Raw genomic sequence first — 18,463 nt, 5'->3', positions numbered from 1 at the left:
CCCGCACCGCTGCGCCACTTACCGGTAAAACCCCGCCACTTACCGGTAAAAAGGGCGCTACTCCCCTATTCGGGCTTGCCCGGGGTCCCATGGAATGCTTTCTTTGAGGAAAAGAAACAATCATGGACCAACACGAATTTCAAAAGGAAGTGCGCAGCCGGAGCGAAGCCTGGAAGAGCCGCTGGGAACAGGGATCTGCGCGCCGCCGTGCGGGGCGCGTATGGACGGGCCTCTTCCTGCTGGCCATCGGCGGCTTACTCTTTGCGCGGCAGGCCGGCGTGCTCTTTCCGCAATGGCTCTTTACGTGGCCCGTGCTGCTGATCGCCATCGGCCTCTGGATCGGCGTGCGCCATCGCTTCCGCGGCTTTGGCTGGCTCATTCCCATCGCCATCGGCGGCCTCAACCTGATGGGCACCTTCGAAGACCTGCGCTGGGTGCGTCCCTATGTGGGACCGGCGATCCTTGTGCTGCTGGGTCTTCTGTTCATCTTCAAGCCGCGCCGCCGCCGCTTCTGGGAGGAAGGCGATGCCCCTTTCGTGCCGGGCGGGCCTGCTGAAGCGCCCGCCGTTACCGACGACATCACCGGCACTGCCGACCGGAGCGACCGCATCGACATCACTGCCGTCTTCGGCGGGGTTAAAAAGAATGTGCTCAGCAAAACCTTCCGCGGCGGCGACATCGTCACATTTATGGGCGGGGCCGAGATCAACCTCTCGCAGGCCGACTTCGAGCAGCGCATCACCATCGACTGCACCAATGTATTCGGCGGCACCAAGCTGATCATCCCTCCGGACTGGGAAGTGCAAAGCGACATCGCGGCCGTGTTTGGCGGCGTGGACGACAAGCGCCCTCCATCGCCCAACCCCACGCCGGGCAAGGTGATCTTTCTCGACGGCACCTGCCTCTTCGGTGGGGTGGAAATCCGCAGCTATTATTAAGGCCATACCCGCCCTTTTCGAAGGAAAGGGATCACGACCGGTTCCACTGAATCAACGGGTTCATCATTCACGATTGCCGATTCGTAAATCCCAATGCCTACTTCATCAAACCAACAACCATGAACTGGTATTTAGCCAAGATCGTTTACCGCATCACCTGCGGCTCCGGCACCCACCAGCCCCAGTTTGACGAGCAACTGCGCCTCGTGCAGGCCGGCAGCGCCGCGGAAGCACTCGGGCGCGCGACGGAGCTGGGGCAGCGCGGCGAAGATCACTTTCCCAACCGCGACGCGCAGCTCGTTACCTGGACCTTCGTGAACGTGCCGGAGCTGTACCCCCTGCAAACGCAGCTCGACGGGGCGGAGCTGTATTCGCAGGTGCGCGAGGCCGACGATGCCTCTGCCTACATTAATTTCGTGCACTACAAGGCGCACTGCCTCCGTGAGCGCGCCGGACTTATTACAAACGACACCATTGCCTACCTCCCTTTATAGATCAGTCCGTTCGCGCGTGTTTTTCGGGATCGGCTGGTGGGCCATCGCGCAATTCCAGTTCATGCTGGAGCTGCACTTCGACCTTCCTTTCGGGGCGGCGCTAACCGACAGCCTCGCGGGAACGCTGCTGCTCGCCAGCGTTTGCTGGCTGCTCGACCTGAAGCTACGCTTTTACATCCCCGAGCGGCAAAAGGCACTGCACCTCATTGCGCTGTGCGCCGTCCTTACAGGAGTATGGCTGTTCGTGCTCCGCTGGCTGCTGGCCTTGCTGTTGCCGGCTTCTTTCGGCGATTTCTTCTATGCGTCCATCTGGTTCCGTGGCGCCTTCGGGCTGCTTATCACCGGCTTCATGGCCCTGCTGAGCGTACTTTGGTACACCCTCCAGGAACGAGCGGCTACGGAGCGCCGGCGCAGCGAAACCGAAGCCCTCTCACGCGATGCCGAGCTGGCCAACCTGCGCCAGCAACTGCAGCCGCACTTTCTTTTCAACAGCCTCAACTCCATCAATACCCTCATCGGAATGCAGCCCGACAAAGCCCGGCGTATGGTGCAGCAGCTCTCCGACTTCCTGCGGGGCACATTGAAGCAGGACCAGCGCCAGTGGGTGCCTTTCGAAGAAGAACTCACGCACCTGTCACTTTACCTTGACATCGAAAAAGTGCGCTTCGGCCACCGCCTGCAAACCGAGGTGGTCAACGAAAGCAACGGCATGTCCATACCCGTATTATTACTGCAACCCGTGGTAGAAAACGCCATCAAGTTCGGGCTCTACGACACCACCGATGACATCACTATCGACATACGCGCCTGGCCGGAAGAGGGTGCGCTGATCATCGAAGTGCGCAACCCCTTCGATCCCGCAACGAGCGCGCCGCGCAAGGGTACCGGCTTTGGGCTCAGCTCAGTGCAGCGTCGCCTCTTCCTGCTCTTTGCGCGCAACGACCTGCTCCGGACAGAAACCGAGAACGACCGCTTTACCACCCGCATCAAAATTCCACAGCCATGACAGCACTCATCATCGACGACGAACCCCTCGCCCGCGCCTTTGTGCGTGAATGCCTGCAGGCCTACCCGCAGGTGGCCATCGCCGGCGAATGCGACAACGGCTTCGAAGGCGCCAAAGCCATCCAGCAACTGCAGCCCGACCTGGTGTTCCTGGACATACAAATGCCGAAGATCAACGGCTTTGAATTACTGGAATTGCTCGAGCAGCGACCCTCGGTAATCTTTACTACGGCCTACGACGAATATGCCCTTCAGGCCTTCGAGGCACATGCCGTAGACTACCTGCTGAAACCTTTCAGCACCGAGCGCTTTGCCAAGGCGATGGAAAAGTTTCTCGACAACCGGGGCCGCGAGCAGCAACAAAAAGCCGTGACCGGCCTCCTTCAACAGCCGGCGGACGGTGCCCACGCCGATCGCATCGTTGTAAAGACCGGTGGCAAGATCCGCATCATCCCCTGGACCGATATCCGCTACCTGGAAGCCGCCGACGACTACGTGAAAGTGCATACCGCCGACGGCGTCCATCTCAAAAACAAAACGCTGGGCTATTATGAGCAGGCGCTGCCCGCCTCGCAGTTTGTGCGCGTACACCGTTCCTACCTCGCCAATGTGCAGGAAATCACCCGCATCGAGCCCTACGAAAAAGACAGCCACCTCGCCCTCCTGAAATCGGGCGCCCGCATCCCCGTCAGCCGCAGCGGCTACACGCGGCTGCGGGAAGTGTTGGGGCTATAGGGGACATCGAAAACCGGTTACCCCGGAGCAGCCAAAAAGAATTGTCACGCGTTACTGGCGCGTGTAGGTTTCATCGATGGTGTAGGTCTGGCCGTTGAATGGGAACGTCGAGCGAACCGTCAGGCTGCTGCCGTTGAAACCAACGATCGCGAAGGGAATCCCTTCGAGGGTAAGCGTGCTCCCGGCAACGCTCCAGGTGCCGGTACCGCCGCCGCTGGGCGTGCAAACAATACCTGCGTCGGTCACCACAAGGCTGTTGTCTGCATTCAGGGCATAAGTATCATCCAGTTCGCAGGCATCATACCCCCCGGTAGTGCCGTTCCAGGTATCCTGCCCGTTGGTCATTTCCGCAGTCTTGCGGTATGTTCCTACCAGTTGTTCTTTACTTGGAGTGGTGGTATTGATGACTTCCTCGTCCTTTTTCTTCTTGCAGCTGAACAGAGCGAGCACAAGCGCGGCATACAGGAACTGTTTCATTGTTGGTGTATTTGGTTATCCCGAATGTATCCACGGATAGCCGAAATTCATACCGCACAGCTTCAAATTCCGGAAGGCTATCCGACATTCTCCTTCATCTGCATGATCTGCTCCATCGTTCCGAGCACGATCACCTTCATGCCGGGGCTGATCACCGTCGTATCGGGCGGATTGATGATGAAACGGCCGTCCTCGTCCTTAATACCGATGCAGTTGACGCCGGTTCGTTTCCAGGCCATGATCTCGCGGAGCGTGTGGTCGCGGATGGGCGCGGGCAGCTTATCGTAGCCCACGGATTCGATGTGGATCGCTTCACCGTCTTCGCCGGAAAGAAAGTCGATGAACTCCAGCACGTCGGGCTTCGACACGAGTGTTGCCATGTGGGTGCCGCCGATGAGGTCGGGCATGATCACATTGTTGGCGCCGGCTTTATACAGTTTGGGCGCAGCGCCCGGGTTGGAGGCGCGGCTGATGATCTGCAGGCCGTTGTTAAGCGAGCGCGCCGACAGTACGATGAACACATTATCGGCATCGCTGGGAAGCGTGATAAGCAGGGCCCGGGCGCGGCGCACCCCGGCCAGCTCCAGCACGTCGTCTTCGATGGCATCGTCCTGGATATAGAGCAGGTGCGGGTCTTCGCTGACCCCGTCCTGCAAAGCTTCAGCGCTTTTTTCGATCACCAGGAATGGCACCTTGTGGGCGCGAAGCGTGCGGGCGGCCTGCTGCCCGTTGCGGCCAAAGCCGCAGATCACCACATGCTGCTCGAGCTGTGCGAGTGCTTTCATGAGGTTGCGTTTTTTAAAGTAGGCACCCATCTCGCCGCTGGCCACATATTGGGTCAAGCGAGCGAGCGAATAGGTGAACATGGTAAATGACGAAAGGATGAGCACAATATTGAAGACCTTGCCGGCAGCCGAGAGGGGCCGTACTTCATAATAACCAATGGTAGTGATGGTGATCACCACCATGTACAGCGCATCCAGAAAACTGTAGCCCTCGATGAGCATGAAACCGCTCACACCCACCGCCAGGATGCACGCGATAATCAGGATCCAGAGACGCAGTGGTATGGGGCGGTAATAAAACATGGCTTTCTCAAATTTCGGGTAGCGCCGCCGGACCTCCAATTTTCCGGTTACCTGCTATCACGAAAAAACAACACCGCAGATGAGTTGAACACCAGTAACAACTGTTTGATAAAGTAAAGGACCGGCGCACCGCCGGTCCTTTACTTTATGGCAACCCGTACTTGCTTTTGTAGCGATCATAGAGCTGCGTTTGCTTATTCACCAGCGGAACGACCCGCCCCTGGATGATGGCGCTCGTAACGATGTTGCTGCGCATGTCGAGGATGTCGCCGGTGCAAAGCACGAGGTTGGCGTCCTTCCCCACCTCAATGGAGCCGGTGCGGTCGTCGATGCCCAGCAGGCGCGCGGCGTTGAGCGTGACGGCACTGAGTGCCTGTTCCTTGCTGAGGCCGTAGGCCGCGGCAGTTCCGGCGTTAAAGGGCAGGTTGCGGCCGCGGGTCTGGCCGTCTTCGTCATTGATGGCGAAGAGAACGCCCGCCTTTTGCAACTGCGCCGGTGTTTTGTACGGCTGATCCACATCATCGTCTTCAAGCGTCGGGAGGCTATGCATCTGGTTGAGGATAACGCCCACTTTGTTTTGCGCGAGGATGTCCGCGATCTGCCAGGAGTCAGCGCCTCCCACGATCACCAGGTCGAAGCCGAATTCGCGTACGAAGTCGAGGGCCACCAGCATTTGTCGTACTGTATTGGCGCGAACGTATAGCTTCTTGGTCTTGTTGAACAGTCCCTGCACCGACTCGAATCCGAGGTTGCTTTCCTCGTGTGCGGCGGCATAGGCTTTGGCGCTGCGGAAGAAGGTCTTCATGCCTTCCACCTGCTCCAGGCCTTGCTTCACCGGGTCCACTTCGGGTGTGGCACCGGGCGCCGCGGGACGAACGCCGCGCGGCCGGGCAATCATCGGCGGCATGGTGATGAAGATGCCGTTGTCGGTTTTGTAGGCGGCGTCTTCCCAGTTCCAGGCATCGAGCTGTACTACGGAAGAATTCCCAGAGATCCAGCCACCTTGCGGCACTACGTGCGCGAGCAGGATACCGTTGGGACGCAGCGTGTTGATCACTTTCGAATCGGTATTGTAGGCCACCAGCGCGTGCACGCTGGCGTTGTTCTCGCCGATCTCCTGTGCGTCGGAAGAAGCCCGCACCGAGGGCACCTCCACGAGGCCGAGGTTGGAGTTGCTGAGGATCAGCCCGGGGTAAAGATGCTTGCCGCTGCCGTCGATCATACGTTTCGCCTTGGAGTTTTCGCCGATCACGACGATCCCGCTTGTGTCGATTGAAATGATTTTCCCACTACCGAAAGTAACATCTGCCTGTTGCAAAACACGACCGTTGCCCACGTGTACGGTCACCCGTTGAATGGTCACCGTGTCCTGCTGCTTGGGTACGGGGTATATGTTCTCCTGCGCCAGACCGGTAAGCGCGCAGGATAGAGTGATCGAGAAAGAAAGTAGCTTTTTCATTTAAAAAGATTGAGAAATGAAGGGGCCTGTGTCGGATCAATTTCAAACTACAAACCCAACAAACTGTTTACTGGGCCCCGTCTTCGCCCACCTGGTCGTCGAGCGTGAGCAGGCCGTGGCTGTGGTTGTGCTCACCGCAGGTGAGCAGCACCTGGTAACTGGGTTGCGCCGGCACAACCGGTGCGCCGCTGCGCTTTTCGCCCGTCATCTTGCGGATGAGGCGGGCGCGCTCCGCGGTTACGGCACGTTGCAGTTGTGCGTCCTTTTCCCGGTCGAAATACACGGTGCCGTCCACGATCGTATACAGAGAACGGGCGTAGATGCTGAGCGGGTTATCGCTCCACAGCACGAGGTCAGCGTCCTTGCCTACCTTGATGGATCCCGTTTGCTTGTCGATGTGGAGCATTTTCGCCGGGTTGATGGTCACCATCTTCAGGGCCTCCACTTCGCTCATACCGCCATACTTGACGCTCTTCGCGGCTTCCTGGTTGAGGCGGCGGGCCATCTCGGCATCGTCGGAATTGATGGCCACATTCAGCCCCACGCGTTGCATGAGCGAGGCGTTGTAGGGAATGGCATCCACCACTTCCATCTTGTAGTTCCACCAGTCCGAGAAGGTCGACGCATTGGCGCCATGCGCCTTCATCTTGTCGGCCACCTTGTAGCCCTCCAGGATGTGGGTGAACGTATTGTATTTATACCCGAGCCGCTCGGCCACGTGCATGGCGGCGTTGATCTCACTCTGCACATAGCTGTGGCAGGTGATGAAGCGCTTGCTGTTCAGAATTTCCACAAGGGCATCCAGTTCCAGGTCGCGGCGGGGCTCTGTGAGGCCCTTCTTCTTTTTCGCGCTGTTCCAGACCTTCCAGGCGTTCTCGTACTCGTGAGCACGTGTAAACGCGTCGGTCAGCACCTGCTCTACGCCCATGCGCGTATCGGGATAACGATTGTTGTTGGAGCCATTGTTAAGCGTGGAAGCAGAGCGCTTCACGTTCTCGCCGAGGGCAAACTTGATAAACGGGTCGGCGCCTTTGAACTTCAGACCTTCATCGTCGGCACCCCAGCGCAGCTTGATCAGTTGTGTTTGTCCGCCGATGGTGTTGGCCGATCCGTGCAGGATGTGCGAGGTGGTTACGCCGCCACTCAGCTGGCGGTAAATGTTGATGTCGTCGGGCTGCAGGTTGTCGGCGATCCGCACTTCAGAGGTCACGCTCTGGCCGCCTTCGTTGATGGAGGCTGCGGCGATGTGGGAGTGTTCGTCGATAACGCCGGGCGACAGGTGCTTGCCCGTGCCGTCGATGACGCGCGCACCGGCCGGCGCCGGCAGTCCCTTGCCAACGGCGGCGATCTTTCCACCCGCCAGCAGCACGTCGGTGTTTTGCAGCACGCCCTGCTCTTCCGAGGTCCATACCGTAGTATTACGGATCAGGATGACCTCCTGCTTCGGGCGCGTGCTGTCGCTCCAGCCAAAGGGCAGGAAAGGATAGGTCACTGCCCCGAGCGGGCCCTGCGGGCGTTTGGCGCGGGCACTGTCGGCCCTGGAGGGCAGCGCGCCCTGGTAGGTGGCGGTCCAGGTAAGCCGGTTGCCCTCGGCATCGGAGCCGGTACCGCTCCAGGCGTCTTCGTTCACAATACCCGAGAGGGCCAGGCTGAAACCCGGGCGGCGCTCCGGCGACACGTTGATGCGCACCTGGCGGCCATCGTAATAGAAACGCGAGGTCACGGTATCTTTCCCGATCAGCGAAGCACTGTTGGCCTCATTGAAGTTGAGCGTGTATTCCTGCGGACCGGCAGTCGTATTCACTACGAGCTTGTAGGCCCCGCGGCGGTCGGTCCAGCTGTCGTCGCGGACGATGTACTTCGCGCCCTGCACCCAGTTCTGGTACAGCACGGTCTTTTCAGCAAAGGGTGAACCCGAGGTGACGAGGAAGTTGGCCCATTTGCCCGGCTCGAGCGAGCCCACCTGGTCGTATACGCCGAGCACCTGCGCGGGCGTTTTCGTCAGCGCGCTGAGCGCCGCGGTTTCGCTGAGCCCATAGTTGATGGCCGTGCGTACCGAAGCCCAGAACGTCTTCGGGTCGCGCAGGTCGGAGGCGGTAAGACAGAAGGGAATGCCGGCTTTTTCAAAAGAAGCGGGGTTGGTGGGCGCCAGCTCCCAGTGCTTCATATCGGCGAGCGACACGAAGCGGGCGTCGGCCGGGTCTTCCACATCCTGCGCCTGCGGAAAGTTGAGCGACAGGATGTACGTGGCTTTGGTGCCGGCGATCTCCCGGAGCCGCTGGTATTCATTACCCCCGCCCTTGATGATGAATTGTACGCCAAACTCATCCCCAACGCGGTCGGCGCGGATGTCGTTCCATTTGTCGTTGGCCTCGAAGATCTGCGGCAGCGCCTGCTGGTCGTTCCAGGCCTGAAGGCTGAGGTTCACTCCTTCTTTCGCCGGCTTGCCTTTGTACCATTTTGCGTCGAGGTAGGTCTGGCGCAGCAGGGCGATGGAGCCCATGAGCGAGGAGGGATAGGCCTGCGTGGACGAGCCTTTGCTGAAAGAATAGTGGGCCGAGGCGCGCTCGCGCAGCAACACCTTGTTGTCCTTGTCGCTCTTTAACGTAACGAGCGCGCCGGTGCCGCGGGCGATACCGTCTTTGACGTGTGTGAGCACGGTGCCGAAGCCGAGATCGCGGAGGCCTTTCGCGGCGGCGTCATTCACCGAAAACTGGCGGTAGGCTTCCTGTTCGGGGTGTACGGCTCCATTCCAGCCATAAGCGCCTTTGACGCTGCTGTTGTATTGGGCGCGGGCGAAGAAGTCGAAATTACCGGTGGGTCGCTGGATGGCGGGCAGGCCGTAGTCGCTGTACAGGTCGATAAAGGACGGGTACAGGAATTTGCCTTTGCAGTCGATCACGACGGCGCCGGCGGGCGGGGTGGCGCTGGGACCTACCGACACGATGCGGCCGTCTTTGACCACCAGCATGGCGTCGGTGAGCACGGTGGTCGCGTCTTTGTAGATGGTGGCATGGGTAAGGGCGTAGTGCTCGCTCTTCGGATCGGCGACGCCGGCGACCGGGAAGGTTTCCTGGGCACGAAGGGAGCCGCCGGCCGCGAGCGCAAGCGCCCAGAGCAGGGGTAGTTTTCTCATGTAACGGGGTTTGGTTTAACTTGTGCACGCCTCGGCGAGCCGTGCTCAAGATAAAGGAAGTGCGTTGAAAATAGTTCGCGTGACGGGCATGCGACGCAATGACGGCCTCCGGCCGCCGCCAACCACAAACAACAAACTACAAACAACAAACTTCCCTCATGTCCTTAGCGAAATACATCGACCACACCATCCTGAAGCCGACCACCACCCTTGCCGACATTGAAACCGTTTGCGCCGAAGCGATTGAGTTCGGCTTCGCAGCTGTGTGCGTGCCTCCCTATTACGTAGCCGAAGCGGCAGCGCGCCTGCGTGGGCAGTCGCCCAAGGTGGCGACCGTAATCGGCTTCCCCTTTGGCTACAGCCATTACAACGCCAAGATCGCCGAGACCGAGCAGGCCATCGCCGACGGCGCCGAAGAAATCGACCTAGTGATGCACCTGGCGGCTCTTAAAAGCAACGACATCGCCTACCTCGAAACCGAAATCTCCTCCATCCTCGTGGCGAAAAAAGACGCAAAGCTGAAGGTGATCGTCGAAAGCGGCATCCTCAGCCATGAAGAGCTGCTCCGCGTGATCGACCTGTACCGGCACTACCCCATCGACTTCATGAAGACCTCTACCGGCTACGCCGAAAAAGGCGCCACCCTCGAAGCCGTGCAGATCATGCGCGTAGGCCTTCCCGAATCGGTCCAGATAAAGGCGTCGGGCGGCATCCGCGACCACGTATTTGCACAGCAACTCGTTGACGCCGGCGCCACCCGCCTCGGCTGCAGCGCGAGTGTGGCGATTGTGAAAGGTGAAACGGGCGGGCAACCGGAGGGCTACTGAGCCGCGAAGAGAAAGAACGCAGATCCCGCAAGCGGGATACGCGGATTTTTTATGATTAGTTATGAATTTAGAAAACGTATATCCGCGTTAATCATAAGAATCATAAAAATCTGTGTGCCTTCTCTCCGCCCCGAAGGGGCCTATCTTTGGAATCATTCTTGCTAAAGCCGCCCTTATGAAATACCTCGCCCTCCTCCTGACGCTTTTCACTTTCAGTGCCGCTTCGGCGCAGTCCTCGGTCGTGGTGCACAAAGACCCGCGCGTAGACCTGCTGGCAAAGCGCCAGGGCCAGATCAACGTGGCGGTGCGCAAGGCTTCGTCACGCACGGCGCAAGGGTTCCGCCTGCTCATTATCAGCACCACCGACCGGCAGGCAGCCATCGATGCGAAGTCGAAGATCTATACCCTCTACCCCGAGCTCAAAGCCTACCTCTCCTACCAATCGCCCTACTACAAGCTGAAGGCCGGCAACTTCAAGACGCGCGCCGAGGCCGACAGCTACCGCAAGTCGCTCAACGCCCAGTTTCCGAAGGGGGTGTTCGTCATCAACGACGTGGTGGAGCTGAAGGCGGAAAAGGAAACGGTGGAAATCGAGGACTGATCCCTTAAAGAGAGATAGAACGCAGATTTTCTATGATTTTTACGACTAACACAGATGTAATGCGTGCGTCAGCAAATCATAATCAATCATAAGAAATCTGCGTATCCCGCTTGCGGGATCTGCGTTCTTTCTCCCTGCTCCGAAGGAGCCTATCTTTGGGCTATGTTGCAAAACATCATCCGTTCCAAGGCCTCCCAATACGCCCCCGAATACATCGACGTGCGCCGCCACCTGCACGCGCATCCCGAACTGAGCTACGAGGAATTCGAAACCTCCGCCTTCGTGCAGGAAAAGCTCAAGTCGCTCGGCATTCCGTTCACCATCATGGCCGAGACCGGTGTCATCGGCGTCATCGAGGGAAAGAACCCGACGAGCCGCGTGGTGGCCCTGCGCGCCGATATGGACGCGCTGCCCATTACCGAAGAGAACGACATTCCCTATAAATCGACGAAGCCCGGCGTGATGCACGCCTGCGGCCACGACGTTCACACCACTTGCCTGCTCGGTGCGGCGCGCATCCTGGCCGAGACCAAAGACCAGTGGGAAGGCACTGTAAAACTACTGTTCCAGCCCGGCGAGGAGCGCAACCCCGGCGGCGCCTCGCTGCTCATCAAAGAAGGCGCGCTGCAAAACCCGGCGCCGGCCCGCATCTTCGGGCTGCATGTGAACCCGCAGCTGGAGGTGGGCCTCGTGTCGTTCCGCGGCGGGAAAGTGATGGCCTCGGCCGATGAATTGTACATCACGATCAAAGGACCCGGCGGCCATGCGGCTGCGCCCAACTGGACGGTCGACACGATCCTGGTGGCGTCGCACATCGTGGTGGCGCTGCAGCAGGTGATCAGCCGGAACAATCATCCCCTGTCGCCCTCGGTGCTCACCATATCGGCCTTCAACGGGGGCTATACCACGAACGTCATTCCTTCGGAAGTTAAGCTGATGGGCACTTTCCGCGCCATGGATGAAGAGTGGCGCTTCAAGGCACACGAGATCATCCGCCGTGTTGTTACGGGAACCGCCGAAGCTATGGGCGCGCAGGCCGACGTGCACATTGATGAGGGCTATCCTACGGTTTACAACAACGAAGCCTTGAGCCTGGAAGCGCGCCACCTTGCCGAGGGCTTCCTGGGCGCCGAGCGCGTGCAGGAGACCGAGATCCGCATGGGCGCCGAAGATTTCGGCTACTACTCGCAGGTGGTGCCCGGCTGCTTCTACCGCCTCGGTACGGCCAACAAAGCCAAAGGCATTACGGCCGGCGTGCACACACCCAACTTCAACATCGACGAAAGCGCCATCGAGACGGGCGTGGGGCTGATGGCGTTGTTCGGGGCCATGGGGTAGCCCCATCCCCCGGCCCCTTCCCAAGGGGAAAGGGAGTCGACCTCTCCCCTAACTCTCTGCAAAGGAGAGGGAAGGCATCGCTCCATCCCTTAGGACGTCATTGCGAGCGTAGCGAAGCCCGTCCGACTGGCGTCAGCCGGGCGGGCAAACTCCTGCGTGACGCTGAGTTACTGAAAAGTGTAGAAAGCCTCCGCTAAATTATGCCGCCCAGAAAAAATCCACCTAGGAAAACAACTCCCGCAAAAACGACGGCACGCGCTCCGCGTGCGGCCAAATCGGCGCCGCGCAAGCCGCTGCGCCGCGGCAAGAAGAAGCCGCTCAACTGGAAGCGCCTGCTCCTCCCCGGCATCAGCCTGCTCCTTGTTGTATTTGCCGTGATCCGTGTGCTCGGTTATTACTCCGACGAGCAGCGCCGCGCCCTGCATGGTCCTATCGACAAGCATCCCGCCGCGGCGCGTGCACGTGTACTGGCCAGCAGCGGCCGCAAGAGCAAGCGCGTACAGTACGAATTCGTATACAAAGGCACGGCGTATCAAAACTGGCAAAGCGATTACAACGAGGCGTTCCGCGTATCGCGTTGCTACAGCGTGCGGTTGGATAGTACGAACCCGATGCGGTCGTATTTGGTAGAAGGAAGCGAGGGGGCGTGTGAGTGAGGGAGCAGGGAGGGGAGAATGAAGGGGAGATTACATGAATACATGATTACATGAGTACATGAGGGATGCGTTCAAGCCGCTGTGCGCTGTCGGCACGGGAGAGGGCACTCTCAACTGTATAAAATTTCGCGCTTTCTGCGTTTTCCGCGTGCCCTTGCCTCAGCGCACTCGGTCCTCCATCCACCGCCACAGCGCGTCGTCCGTCTCCCCGGGATCCAGGGCAAGAATGGGCTTCCCACCCGGCAGTTGCGGCGCGTGTACCGGCAGTCCTGCGGCGAGCAGTAGTGCCACAACTTCCCGCGAGCCTTTCCCGCCACCCTCGGTCACGGAGCGCGGGCCGGTAAGGGCGAAGTAGAGCAACCCTTCGCCACTGCGGGTGCGCGCGTGCACGTCGGCGCCCCTGGCGATCATCCGCTGCAGCAGCGCAGGCTGGTTGCGGTACGCGGCCCACATGAGTGCCGTATGCCCCGCGCGGTCGGTCAGCGAGAGGTCGGGATCCGCATCGAGCAGCAGGGAAGCCGCTTCGTATTGCCAGGCCTGCAGGGCGGCCATGAGGGCCGTGCGGCCCTCGGCGTCCGGACTGTCGATGGGAGCGCCGCGCCGGAGGAGGCGCTGCAGCTTTTGCAGGTCGCCGGCACGGGCGGCGCGGTGGAGCGGCTGCCCGTTGGCGACCTTCTTCGCCGCGCGCTGCCCCGCGATCCAGGTGCTGAAAAGGGGCGCTCCGGCAACAGGCGTTGCCCCCTGCCCTACTTCCTCTGAGGCGAGGTTCACCCAGAACTCGCCCTGCGCATCCCGGGCGATCGGAAGCCGGAGCGGATCGCCCCCGGCAGCTACTTCCTCCCGGTAGCGCTCGAGTACCCAGGAACGGCCGTAGAAATACAGGTCGCCGAAGGCATTGCCTTGCGGACGCCGCGCGAGGAAGCGCCGCAACACCGGCGGCAACGGCGCGGGGAGCAAAGATTCGAGTTCGAGCAGGGCCTTTGGAAGAAACATGAGGAGAGAACAAGAGAACGTGAGAACGAGAGAACGAGAGAACGAGAGAACAAGAGAACGAGAGAACGAGAGAACAAGAGAACAAGAGAACGAGATGGGCAGGGAGGCTAGCCTTTGGGCTTGCGGGCGGCGGACCTGGCGGGCGCCTTTTGGCGCGGCTTTGCGGGCACGCCTGACCTCGCCGAGGCTCCGGCGGGCGGAGGCTGAAAGTCGATGCGAACGCTGGTATCGGGTGGGGCGTCGCCGGGCACCGTATTCCAGTCGTTGTCGAAGGCGGTTTGTTGCAGCACCCGGCGTTGCAACAGTGCCGGGTCATGTACGAAACCCATGATACCCGTGCCGCCCGCTTTCCAGCGTCCGTCGATCCAGAGGGCATTGATGTCGAGCTGCTGCAACGCGTCGCGCACCTGGAAGTATATGGTGCCGCGCAGGGAAGGGTAGGCGATGCGCGGATCGCGCCGCAGGTCGTAGCGGTAGTCGAACCAGGTGGCGCTGTCGTAGGCCGTAGCGGGGAAATACGGGAGCCCGGGCATCATGACCTGCGCGGCCCGGAACGCGGAACTGTTCGTATCGGCGGCCGGTCCTTCGATGGGCTGAAACCAGCTCGTATCCGGCCCCCACACCCCGACCTGCTCGGCGTCGGTGAGGAACAGCCGCTTCAGGGCGGCGCTGTCGCGGGCTTTAAGTGCGTTGAAGAAACCACGGAAAAAGGGCTCAGGATCCGACTGGGCAAGGAGGGCGGAAGGAAACAAAAGACAGAGGAAAAGCAGGCGCATAGGTGCAGGAAAAATGGATGGGGAAATTACAGGTTAAAAGTAGGAAATGGGAGCAGCGACTTCGGAACCGGGGTTTAATCCACGTGCTCCCCTCCAAAAAAATGGGGCCCGTAGGTCGGGCAGTTTACCGACGCCAAAGCGACAGGCGCAGGTGCGTTCCGACGCTGTGTTTTGTAGAAGGGTGCCCGTGGCAGCCTAACTCCTGCAGCAACCGGAAATTCGTCCCGCTACCGGCCTGCTGGGTAACGGCCTGCCCACTTATAAAAAAGGCCTCCGCCCACCCCCGATTTTGTGGCACCTTTGCGGCACCTACTATGGAAAATCACCCTGTCCCGGAAATTCAACCCGGCGGCCTGCCCGAGCAGCCCCTTTCCGTGCCGTTACGCCTGAAGCGAATGCGCCTGGCGGTCTCGGCGTTTTACTTCGGCCAGGGCATTGCCTTCGCCTCCTGGGCCAGCCGTATCCCCGACATCAAGGGCCACCTGCACCTATCGGATGCAGGCCTCGGCTCCATCCTGCTGGCCCTCCCGCTGGGACAATTGTGCACCATGCCCGTGTCCGGGCGCCTCGTGCACCGCTTCGGTTCCCGCAAGGTGCTTACGGCGGCGGCGCCCTTTTACGTGGTGGCGCTGACGCTCATCGGCCTCGTGCAGGCGCCCTGGCAACTGGCGCTTTGCCTGTTCTTCTTCGGCGTGACGGGCAACCTGGCCAACATCGCGGTCAACACGCAGGGGGTGGAGGCCGAGAAGCTCTACCCGAAGCCCATCATGACCTCCTTTCACGGCGCCTGGAGCCTCGCGGGATTCGCCGGCGCGCTCGTGGGCCTCTTGATGACCAACCTGCACTGGGCGCCCCTGCCCCACTTCGCGGTCATCGCGGCGCTCATCTGGGTCAACACAGCGCTGCACAACGGCCACCTCGTGCGCGGTAAGACGCCCGCCGGCAAGCCGGAAAAGAAGCCCTTTTTCCGGAAGCCCTCGGGCACGCTGCTGCAGCTGGGCTGCATCGCCTTCTGCTGCATGGCCACCGAAGGCTGCATGTTTGACTGGAGCGGTGTGTACTTCCGCGACGTGGTGCAGTCGGGGCCGCGCCTGGCCGTGCTGGGCTACGCGAGCTTCATGGTGATGATGGCCACGGGCCGCTTCCTCGGCGACCGCGTGATCAGCCGCCTCGGCCGCCGCCGCATCCTGCGGGCCAACGGCCTCATCATCAGCACCGGCATGGCCACCGCCGTCGCTTTCCCGCAGCTGATCCCCGCCGCGCTGGGCTTTATGCTCGTGGGCGTCGGCGTGAGCACGGTGATCCCTTCGCTGTACAGCATCGCCGGCCGCAGCGCCGAAGGCTCCGCTGCCGGCATGGCCATCGCCACGGTGTCGAGCGTCGGCTACCTGGGCTTCCTGATGGGCCCGCCGCTGATCGGGTATATCTCGGCGCTGTCGAGCCTCCGGGTGAGCCTGAGTGTGATCGGGTGCTTCGGGCTGGTGGTGTTCGTGCTGGTGAGCAAGCTAAAGGCCGTAGAGTAGCGCGTGCGCGGAATGGAAGGGCACGCGGAAAACGCGGAAGACGCGGAATGAACGTAGGCCGTGCTTTCTTGTCTTTCAGAAAACTATCCTCTCTTGAAAACCTTGGCAACGGAAGCCTCCTCTAAAACCGGAAGCCGGACAAAGGTTGAAGCTTCCGGTAAAAACGCGGAAAAATCAGAAGCCGGCGACAAGGCGGACAAGGCTCTTCCGGTCTTTGAGGAAAGGAACATTGAAGTTGACCAGAAAGCCGACTTTGACCTTTGCCAGGCGCATGTACGAGGTGGTTTGCTTGAAGAAAACGGGATGCAGTTCCTCCACCGATTTGAGCTCGATGACCACTTTATCTTCGACCAGCAAGTCCAGCCTGAAATCTACGTCAAGTTTATGCCCTTTGTACCAAACGGGTAAAGGTCGCTGCCGGTGCACCTGTAAGCCGCGACTTTGCAATTCGATGATCAGTGCGGCCTCGTAAATGCTTTCCAGCAACCCCGGGCCCAACTCCTTAAAAACTTCGAAAAATGCACCGCGTATCAGGTAACAAATGCGGTTCAGCTCCTGGCGCTCGGCCGTTTCGTTCTCCAGCATCTTTTTTTACTAAAGGAATGCGATTAGAGAAACAGTGCCCGGTGAAAAACCCCACGATTTCCTGTTGTTTTTCCCAGCACATTTTTCCGCGTTTTTTACTGGAAACAGCAGCCCGCCAGCCCTTTCGTTTTTTAGAAACGACCCTACCGAGAAGGTTTTCCAAAAAAGACTGCTCCAGTATACGTAGTGCAGGTTGCTAGAAGAAAATTCCGCGTCTTCCGCGTTTTCCGCGTGCCCACTCCCGCCCTGTGGGCCAAACCCTTACCCGTGGCATAAGATTGGCATCTGTCTCCCCAAACCCGACCGTCATGAAACGCCTGTGGATGATCCTGATCCTGGTGCAAAGCGCCTTTTGGGCCGCCTCCCAGAATTACTACGACTTTTACTATACCAACCTGCCGGTGCAGCGGCTGCCGCTCTATGCGCAGGCCTTCCGCGCCTCCTTCGACCGGCTCTACCTCGCCGGCTACAACGATACCTGCACGGCCTGCCCGCCGCTGGCGACGCTGCCCAAGGACGGCCTCCCGGAGCTCCGCCAGCAACTGCTCCAGCACCTTTCGCCCGACCTCTACCAGAAGTTCCAGGTGCCCGGCTCCTACTACCACATCGTGGGTACCAAAACAGCTCCCTACATCATCCGCACGCTCTACAGCATCAACAACGACCGCATCGAGCCGCAATACCAGGTGAAGATCACCTTCACCAACGATCCCGTGCCGGCCGTGGCCGACATCCAGGTGTTCGCGCCGAAAGAAGGCAAGCGCTTCAGCAGCAAGCTGGTGCTGACCAGTTACAAACGGATGGTGCACCTGAAGTAATCAATTAACCGGTAAATTGATTAACCGGTTGATAAATGGACGTACTAAAAAAGGCCTGTTGCACAGGCCTTTTCATTATTCAATTGCCCCGTCCTAAAATAAGTTGACACATCTGAGACTTATGTATGTCAACATCAGGACAGTCAAGGAAACGGAAGAGTCAGAAGGATTATACACTATCCTTCAAATTGCAGGTAGTTGCCCAGATCGAGAAAGGGGAGTTTACCTACCTGCAGGCCCAGCGTCATTACGGAATTCAAGGCAAGACAACGGTGTTGGTCTGGCTACGCAAACTGGGTACCTTACAGTGGAAAACCCGTTCGCGTATGGAAAAAGCAGAAAAGACCCCGGAGCAGCGCATCAAAGAACTGGAAGCTGCACTTCAATGGGAGCGCGACAAGAACCTGCTGCTGGAAACCACCATCGAGGTAGCGGAAAAGCAGTTCGGAATCGTGTTGCCAAAAAAGTTGCGCGCCAAGCTGCCCAAACCCTCCAAACGCAAGGACGGCTGAGCCTGAGCCGCGCCTGCAGGCTGCTTGGCATCTCACGGCAAGCCTTTTACCAGCAGCGCAGCCGCAATGAAGTGCGCGCCCTTCGGCTGGCGCCTGTACGCCACCTGGTGCAGGAAAAGCGACAGCTCATGCCCCGTCTTGGTACCCGCAAGCTTCATTACCTGCTTGCCCCCGAACTAAAGACCCGGGGCTTGAAGCTGGGGCGCGACGCCCTGTTCGACTACCTGCGGGGCGAGCACCTGTTGGTGCAACCGCGTAAGTGCTATACGAAAACGACAAACTCCAAACACTGGTTGCGCAAGCATCCCAACCGCACCGAAGGCCTGGAGCTGACGCGTCCGGAACAACTCTGGGTGGCCGACATCACTTACGTCACAACCAAGGAAAATACCGCCTACCTGTCGCTGATCACCGACGCCTACTCGCGCAAGATTGTAGGGCACTTCGTATCCGATAGCCTGGCAACAGAAGGTGTTGCCTGTGCCCTGAAAACGGCCTTGAA

General features: G+C 59.7%; 19 protein-coding genes. 12 read left to right on the top strand and 7 right to left on the bottom strand.

Annotated elements, in window-relative coordinates; all coding sequences use genetic code 11:
* Positions 1-122: 122 nt before the first annotated feature.
* The 4 genes from E0486_RS13730 to E0486_RS13715 all read left to right on the top strand — a co-directional run bounded on the left by E0486_RS13730 (position 123) and on the right by E0486_RS13715 (position 3,172).
* Complete coding sequence (locus E0486_RS13730) at positions 123-938, top strand: LiaF transmembrane domain-containing protein (RefSeq protein WP_131852752.1); 816 nt, start codon at positions 123-125, stop codon at positions 936-938.
* A gap of 119 nt (positions 939-1,057) precedes the next feature.
* Complete coding sequence (locus tag E0486_RS13725) at positions 1,058-1,432, top strand: DUF4288 domain-containing protein (protein ID WP_131852751.1); 375 nt, start codon at positions 1,058-1,060, stop codon at positions 1,430-1,432.
* Between the two features lie 16 nt (positions 1,433-1,448).
* Entirely contained in the window at positions 1,449-2,438 is a 990-nt protein-coding gene (locus E0486_RS13720) for a sensor histidine kinase (protein WP_207906259.1), read from the top strand.
* Positions 2,435-3,172 carry a LytR/AlgR family response regulator transcription factor gene (locus E0486_RS13715; RefSeq protein WP_131852750.1) on the top strand — a complete coding sequence of 246 codons (738 nt, stop codon included), beginning with the start codon at positions 2,435-2,437 and terminating at the stop codon, positions 3,170-3,172. Before E0486_RS13720 ends, E0486_RS13715 begins: the two co-directional genes overlap by 4 nt.
* A 51-nt stretch (positions 3,173-3,223) precedes the next feature.
* Here the strand turns inward: E0486_RS13715 and E0486_RS13710 are convergent, their stop codons facing one another.
* The 4 genes from E0486_RS13710 to E0486_RS13695 all read right to left on the bottom strand — a co-directional run bounded on the left by E0486_RS13710 (position 3,224) and on the right by E0486_RS13695 (position 9,332).
* The gene (locus tag E0486_RS13710; protein WP_131852749.1) at positions 3,224-3,649 is read right to left on the bottom strand and encodes a lipocalin family protein; all 426 of its coding nucleotides are present in this window, start codon (positions 3,647-3,649) and stop codon (positions 3,224-3,226) included.
* A gap of 77 nt (positions 3,650-3,726) precedes the next feature.
* Positions 3,727-4,737 (bottom strand): potassium channel family protein, encoded by a 1,011-nt coding sequence (locus tag E0486_RS13705; protein ID WP_131852748.1) that lies wholly within the window; start codon positions 4,735-4,737, stop codon positions 3,727-3,729.
* Between the two features lie 145 nt (positions 4,738-4,882).
* The gene (locus tag E0486_RS13700) at positions 4,883-6,196 is read right to left on the bottom strand and encodes an amidohydrolase family protein (protein WP_131852747.1); all 1,314 of its coding nucleotides are present in this window, start codon (positions 6,194-6,196) and stop codon (positions 4,883-4,885) included.
* A 67-nt stretch (positions 6,197-6,263) separates the two neighbouring features.
* A complete protein-coding gene (locus E0486_RS13695; RefSeq protein ID WP_131852746.1) occupies positions 6,264-9,332 on the bottom strand; it encodes an amidohydrolase family protein in 3,069 nt (1,022 codons plus the stop codon).
* Between the two features lie 158 nt (positions 9,333-9,490).
* On the opposite strand from E0486_RS13695, the gene deoC reads away from it, so the two are divergent.
* From deoC to E0486_RS13675, 4 genes are all read left to right on the top strand, one after another.
* Positions 9,491-10,159, top strand: coding sequence for a deoxyribose-phosphate aldolase (deoC, locus tag E0486_RS13690; RefSeq protein ID WP_131852745.1), 669 nt, complete (start codon positions 9,491-9,493; stop codon positions 10,157-10,159).
* A 175-nt stretch (positions 10,160-10,334) separates the two neighbouring features.
* Positions 10,335-10,760, top strand: coding sequence for an SPOR domain-containing protein (locus tag E0486_RS13685; RefSeq protein WP_131852744.1), 426 nt, complete (start codon positions 10,335-10,337; stop codon positions 10,758-10,760).
* 162 nt (positions 10,761-10,922) lie between these two features.
* The gene (locus tag E0486_RS13680) at positions 10,923-12,098 is read left to right on the top strand and encodes a M20 metallopeptidase family protein (protein WP_131852743.1); all 1,176 of its coding nucleotides are present in this window, start codon (positions 10,923-10,925) and stop codon (positions 12,096-12,098) included.
* Positions 12,099-12,298: 200 nt separating this feature from the next.
* The gene (locus tag E0486_RS13675; protein ID WP_131852742.1) at positions 12,299-12,754 is read left to right on the top strand and encodes a hypothetical protein; all 456 of its coding nucleotides are present in this window, start codon (positions 12,299-12,301) and stop codon (positions 12,752-12,754) included.
* 159 nt (positions 12,755-12,913) lie between these two features.
* Here E0486_RS13675 and E0486_RS13670 read toward each other — a convergent pair whose 3' ends face one another.
* Positions 12,914-13,747: an ankyrin repeat domain-containing protein gene (locus tag E0486_RS13670; protein WP_131852741.1), complete on the bottom strand. Its 834-nt coding sequence runs from the start codon at positions 13,745-13,747 to the stop codon at positions 12,914-12,916.
* Between the two features lie 107 nt (positions 13,748-13,854).
* Positions 13,855-14,523, bottom strand: coding sequence for a hypothetical protein (locus tag E0486_RS13665; protein WP_131852740.1), 669 nt, complete (start codon positions 14,521-14,523; stop codon positions 13,855-13,857).
* 314 nt (positions 14,524-14,837) lie between these two features.
* On the opposite strand from E0486_RS13665, the gene E0486_RS13660 reads away from it, so the two are divergent.
* A complete protein-coding gene (locus tag E0486_RS13660) occupies positions 14,838-16,046 on the top strand; it encodes an MFS transporter (RefSeq protein ID WP_131852739.1) in 1,209 nt (402 codons plus the stop codon).
* Between the two features lie 174 nt (positions 16,047-16,220).
* Here the strand turns inward: E0486_RS13660 and E0486_RS13655 are convergent, their stop codons facing one another.
* The gene (locus tag E0486_RS13655; RefSeq protein ID WP_131852738.1) at positions 16,221-16,631 is read right to left on the bottom strand and encodes a GxxExxY protein; all 411 of its coding nucleotides are present in this window, start codon (positions 16,629-16,631) and stop codon (positions 16,221-16,223) included.
* A gap of 308 nt (positions 16,632-16,939) precedes the next feature.
* Between E0486_RS13655 and E0486_RS13650 the strand changes: the two genes are divergently transcribed.
* The 3 genes from E0486_RS13650 to E0486_RS18940 all read left to right on the top strand — a co-directional run.
* Entirely contained in the window at positions 16,940-17,449 is a 510-nt protein-coding gene (locus tag E0486_RS13650) for a hypothetical protein (protein ID WP_131852737.1), read from the top strand.
* 326 nt (positions 17,450-17,775) lie between these two features.
* Positions 17,776-17,961, top strand: coding sequence for a hypothetical protein (locus E0486_RS18945; protein WP_165917166.1), 186 nt, complete (start codon positions 17,776-17,778; stop codon positions 17,959-17,961).
* A gap of 128 nt (positions 17,962-18,089) precedes the next feature.
* Positions 18,090-18,463 (top strand): DDE-type integrase/transposase/recombinase (locus E0486_RS18940; RefSeq protein WP_165917165.1); only part of this gene is annotated, 374 nt, incomplete at its 3' end.

The organism is Flaviaesturariibacter aridisoli (genome assembly GCF_004343705.1).
Classification (GTDB): domain Bacteria; phylum Bacteroidota; class Bacteroidia; order Chitinophagales; family Chitinophagaceae; genus Flavisolibacter; species Flavisolibacter aridisoli.
The sequence above is the reverse complement of the archived record's forward strand: the minus strand, read 5'-3'. Positions and strand labels throughout refer to the sequence as shown.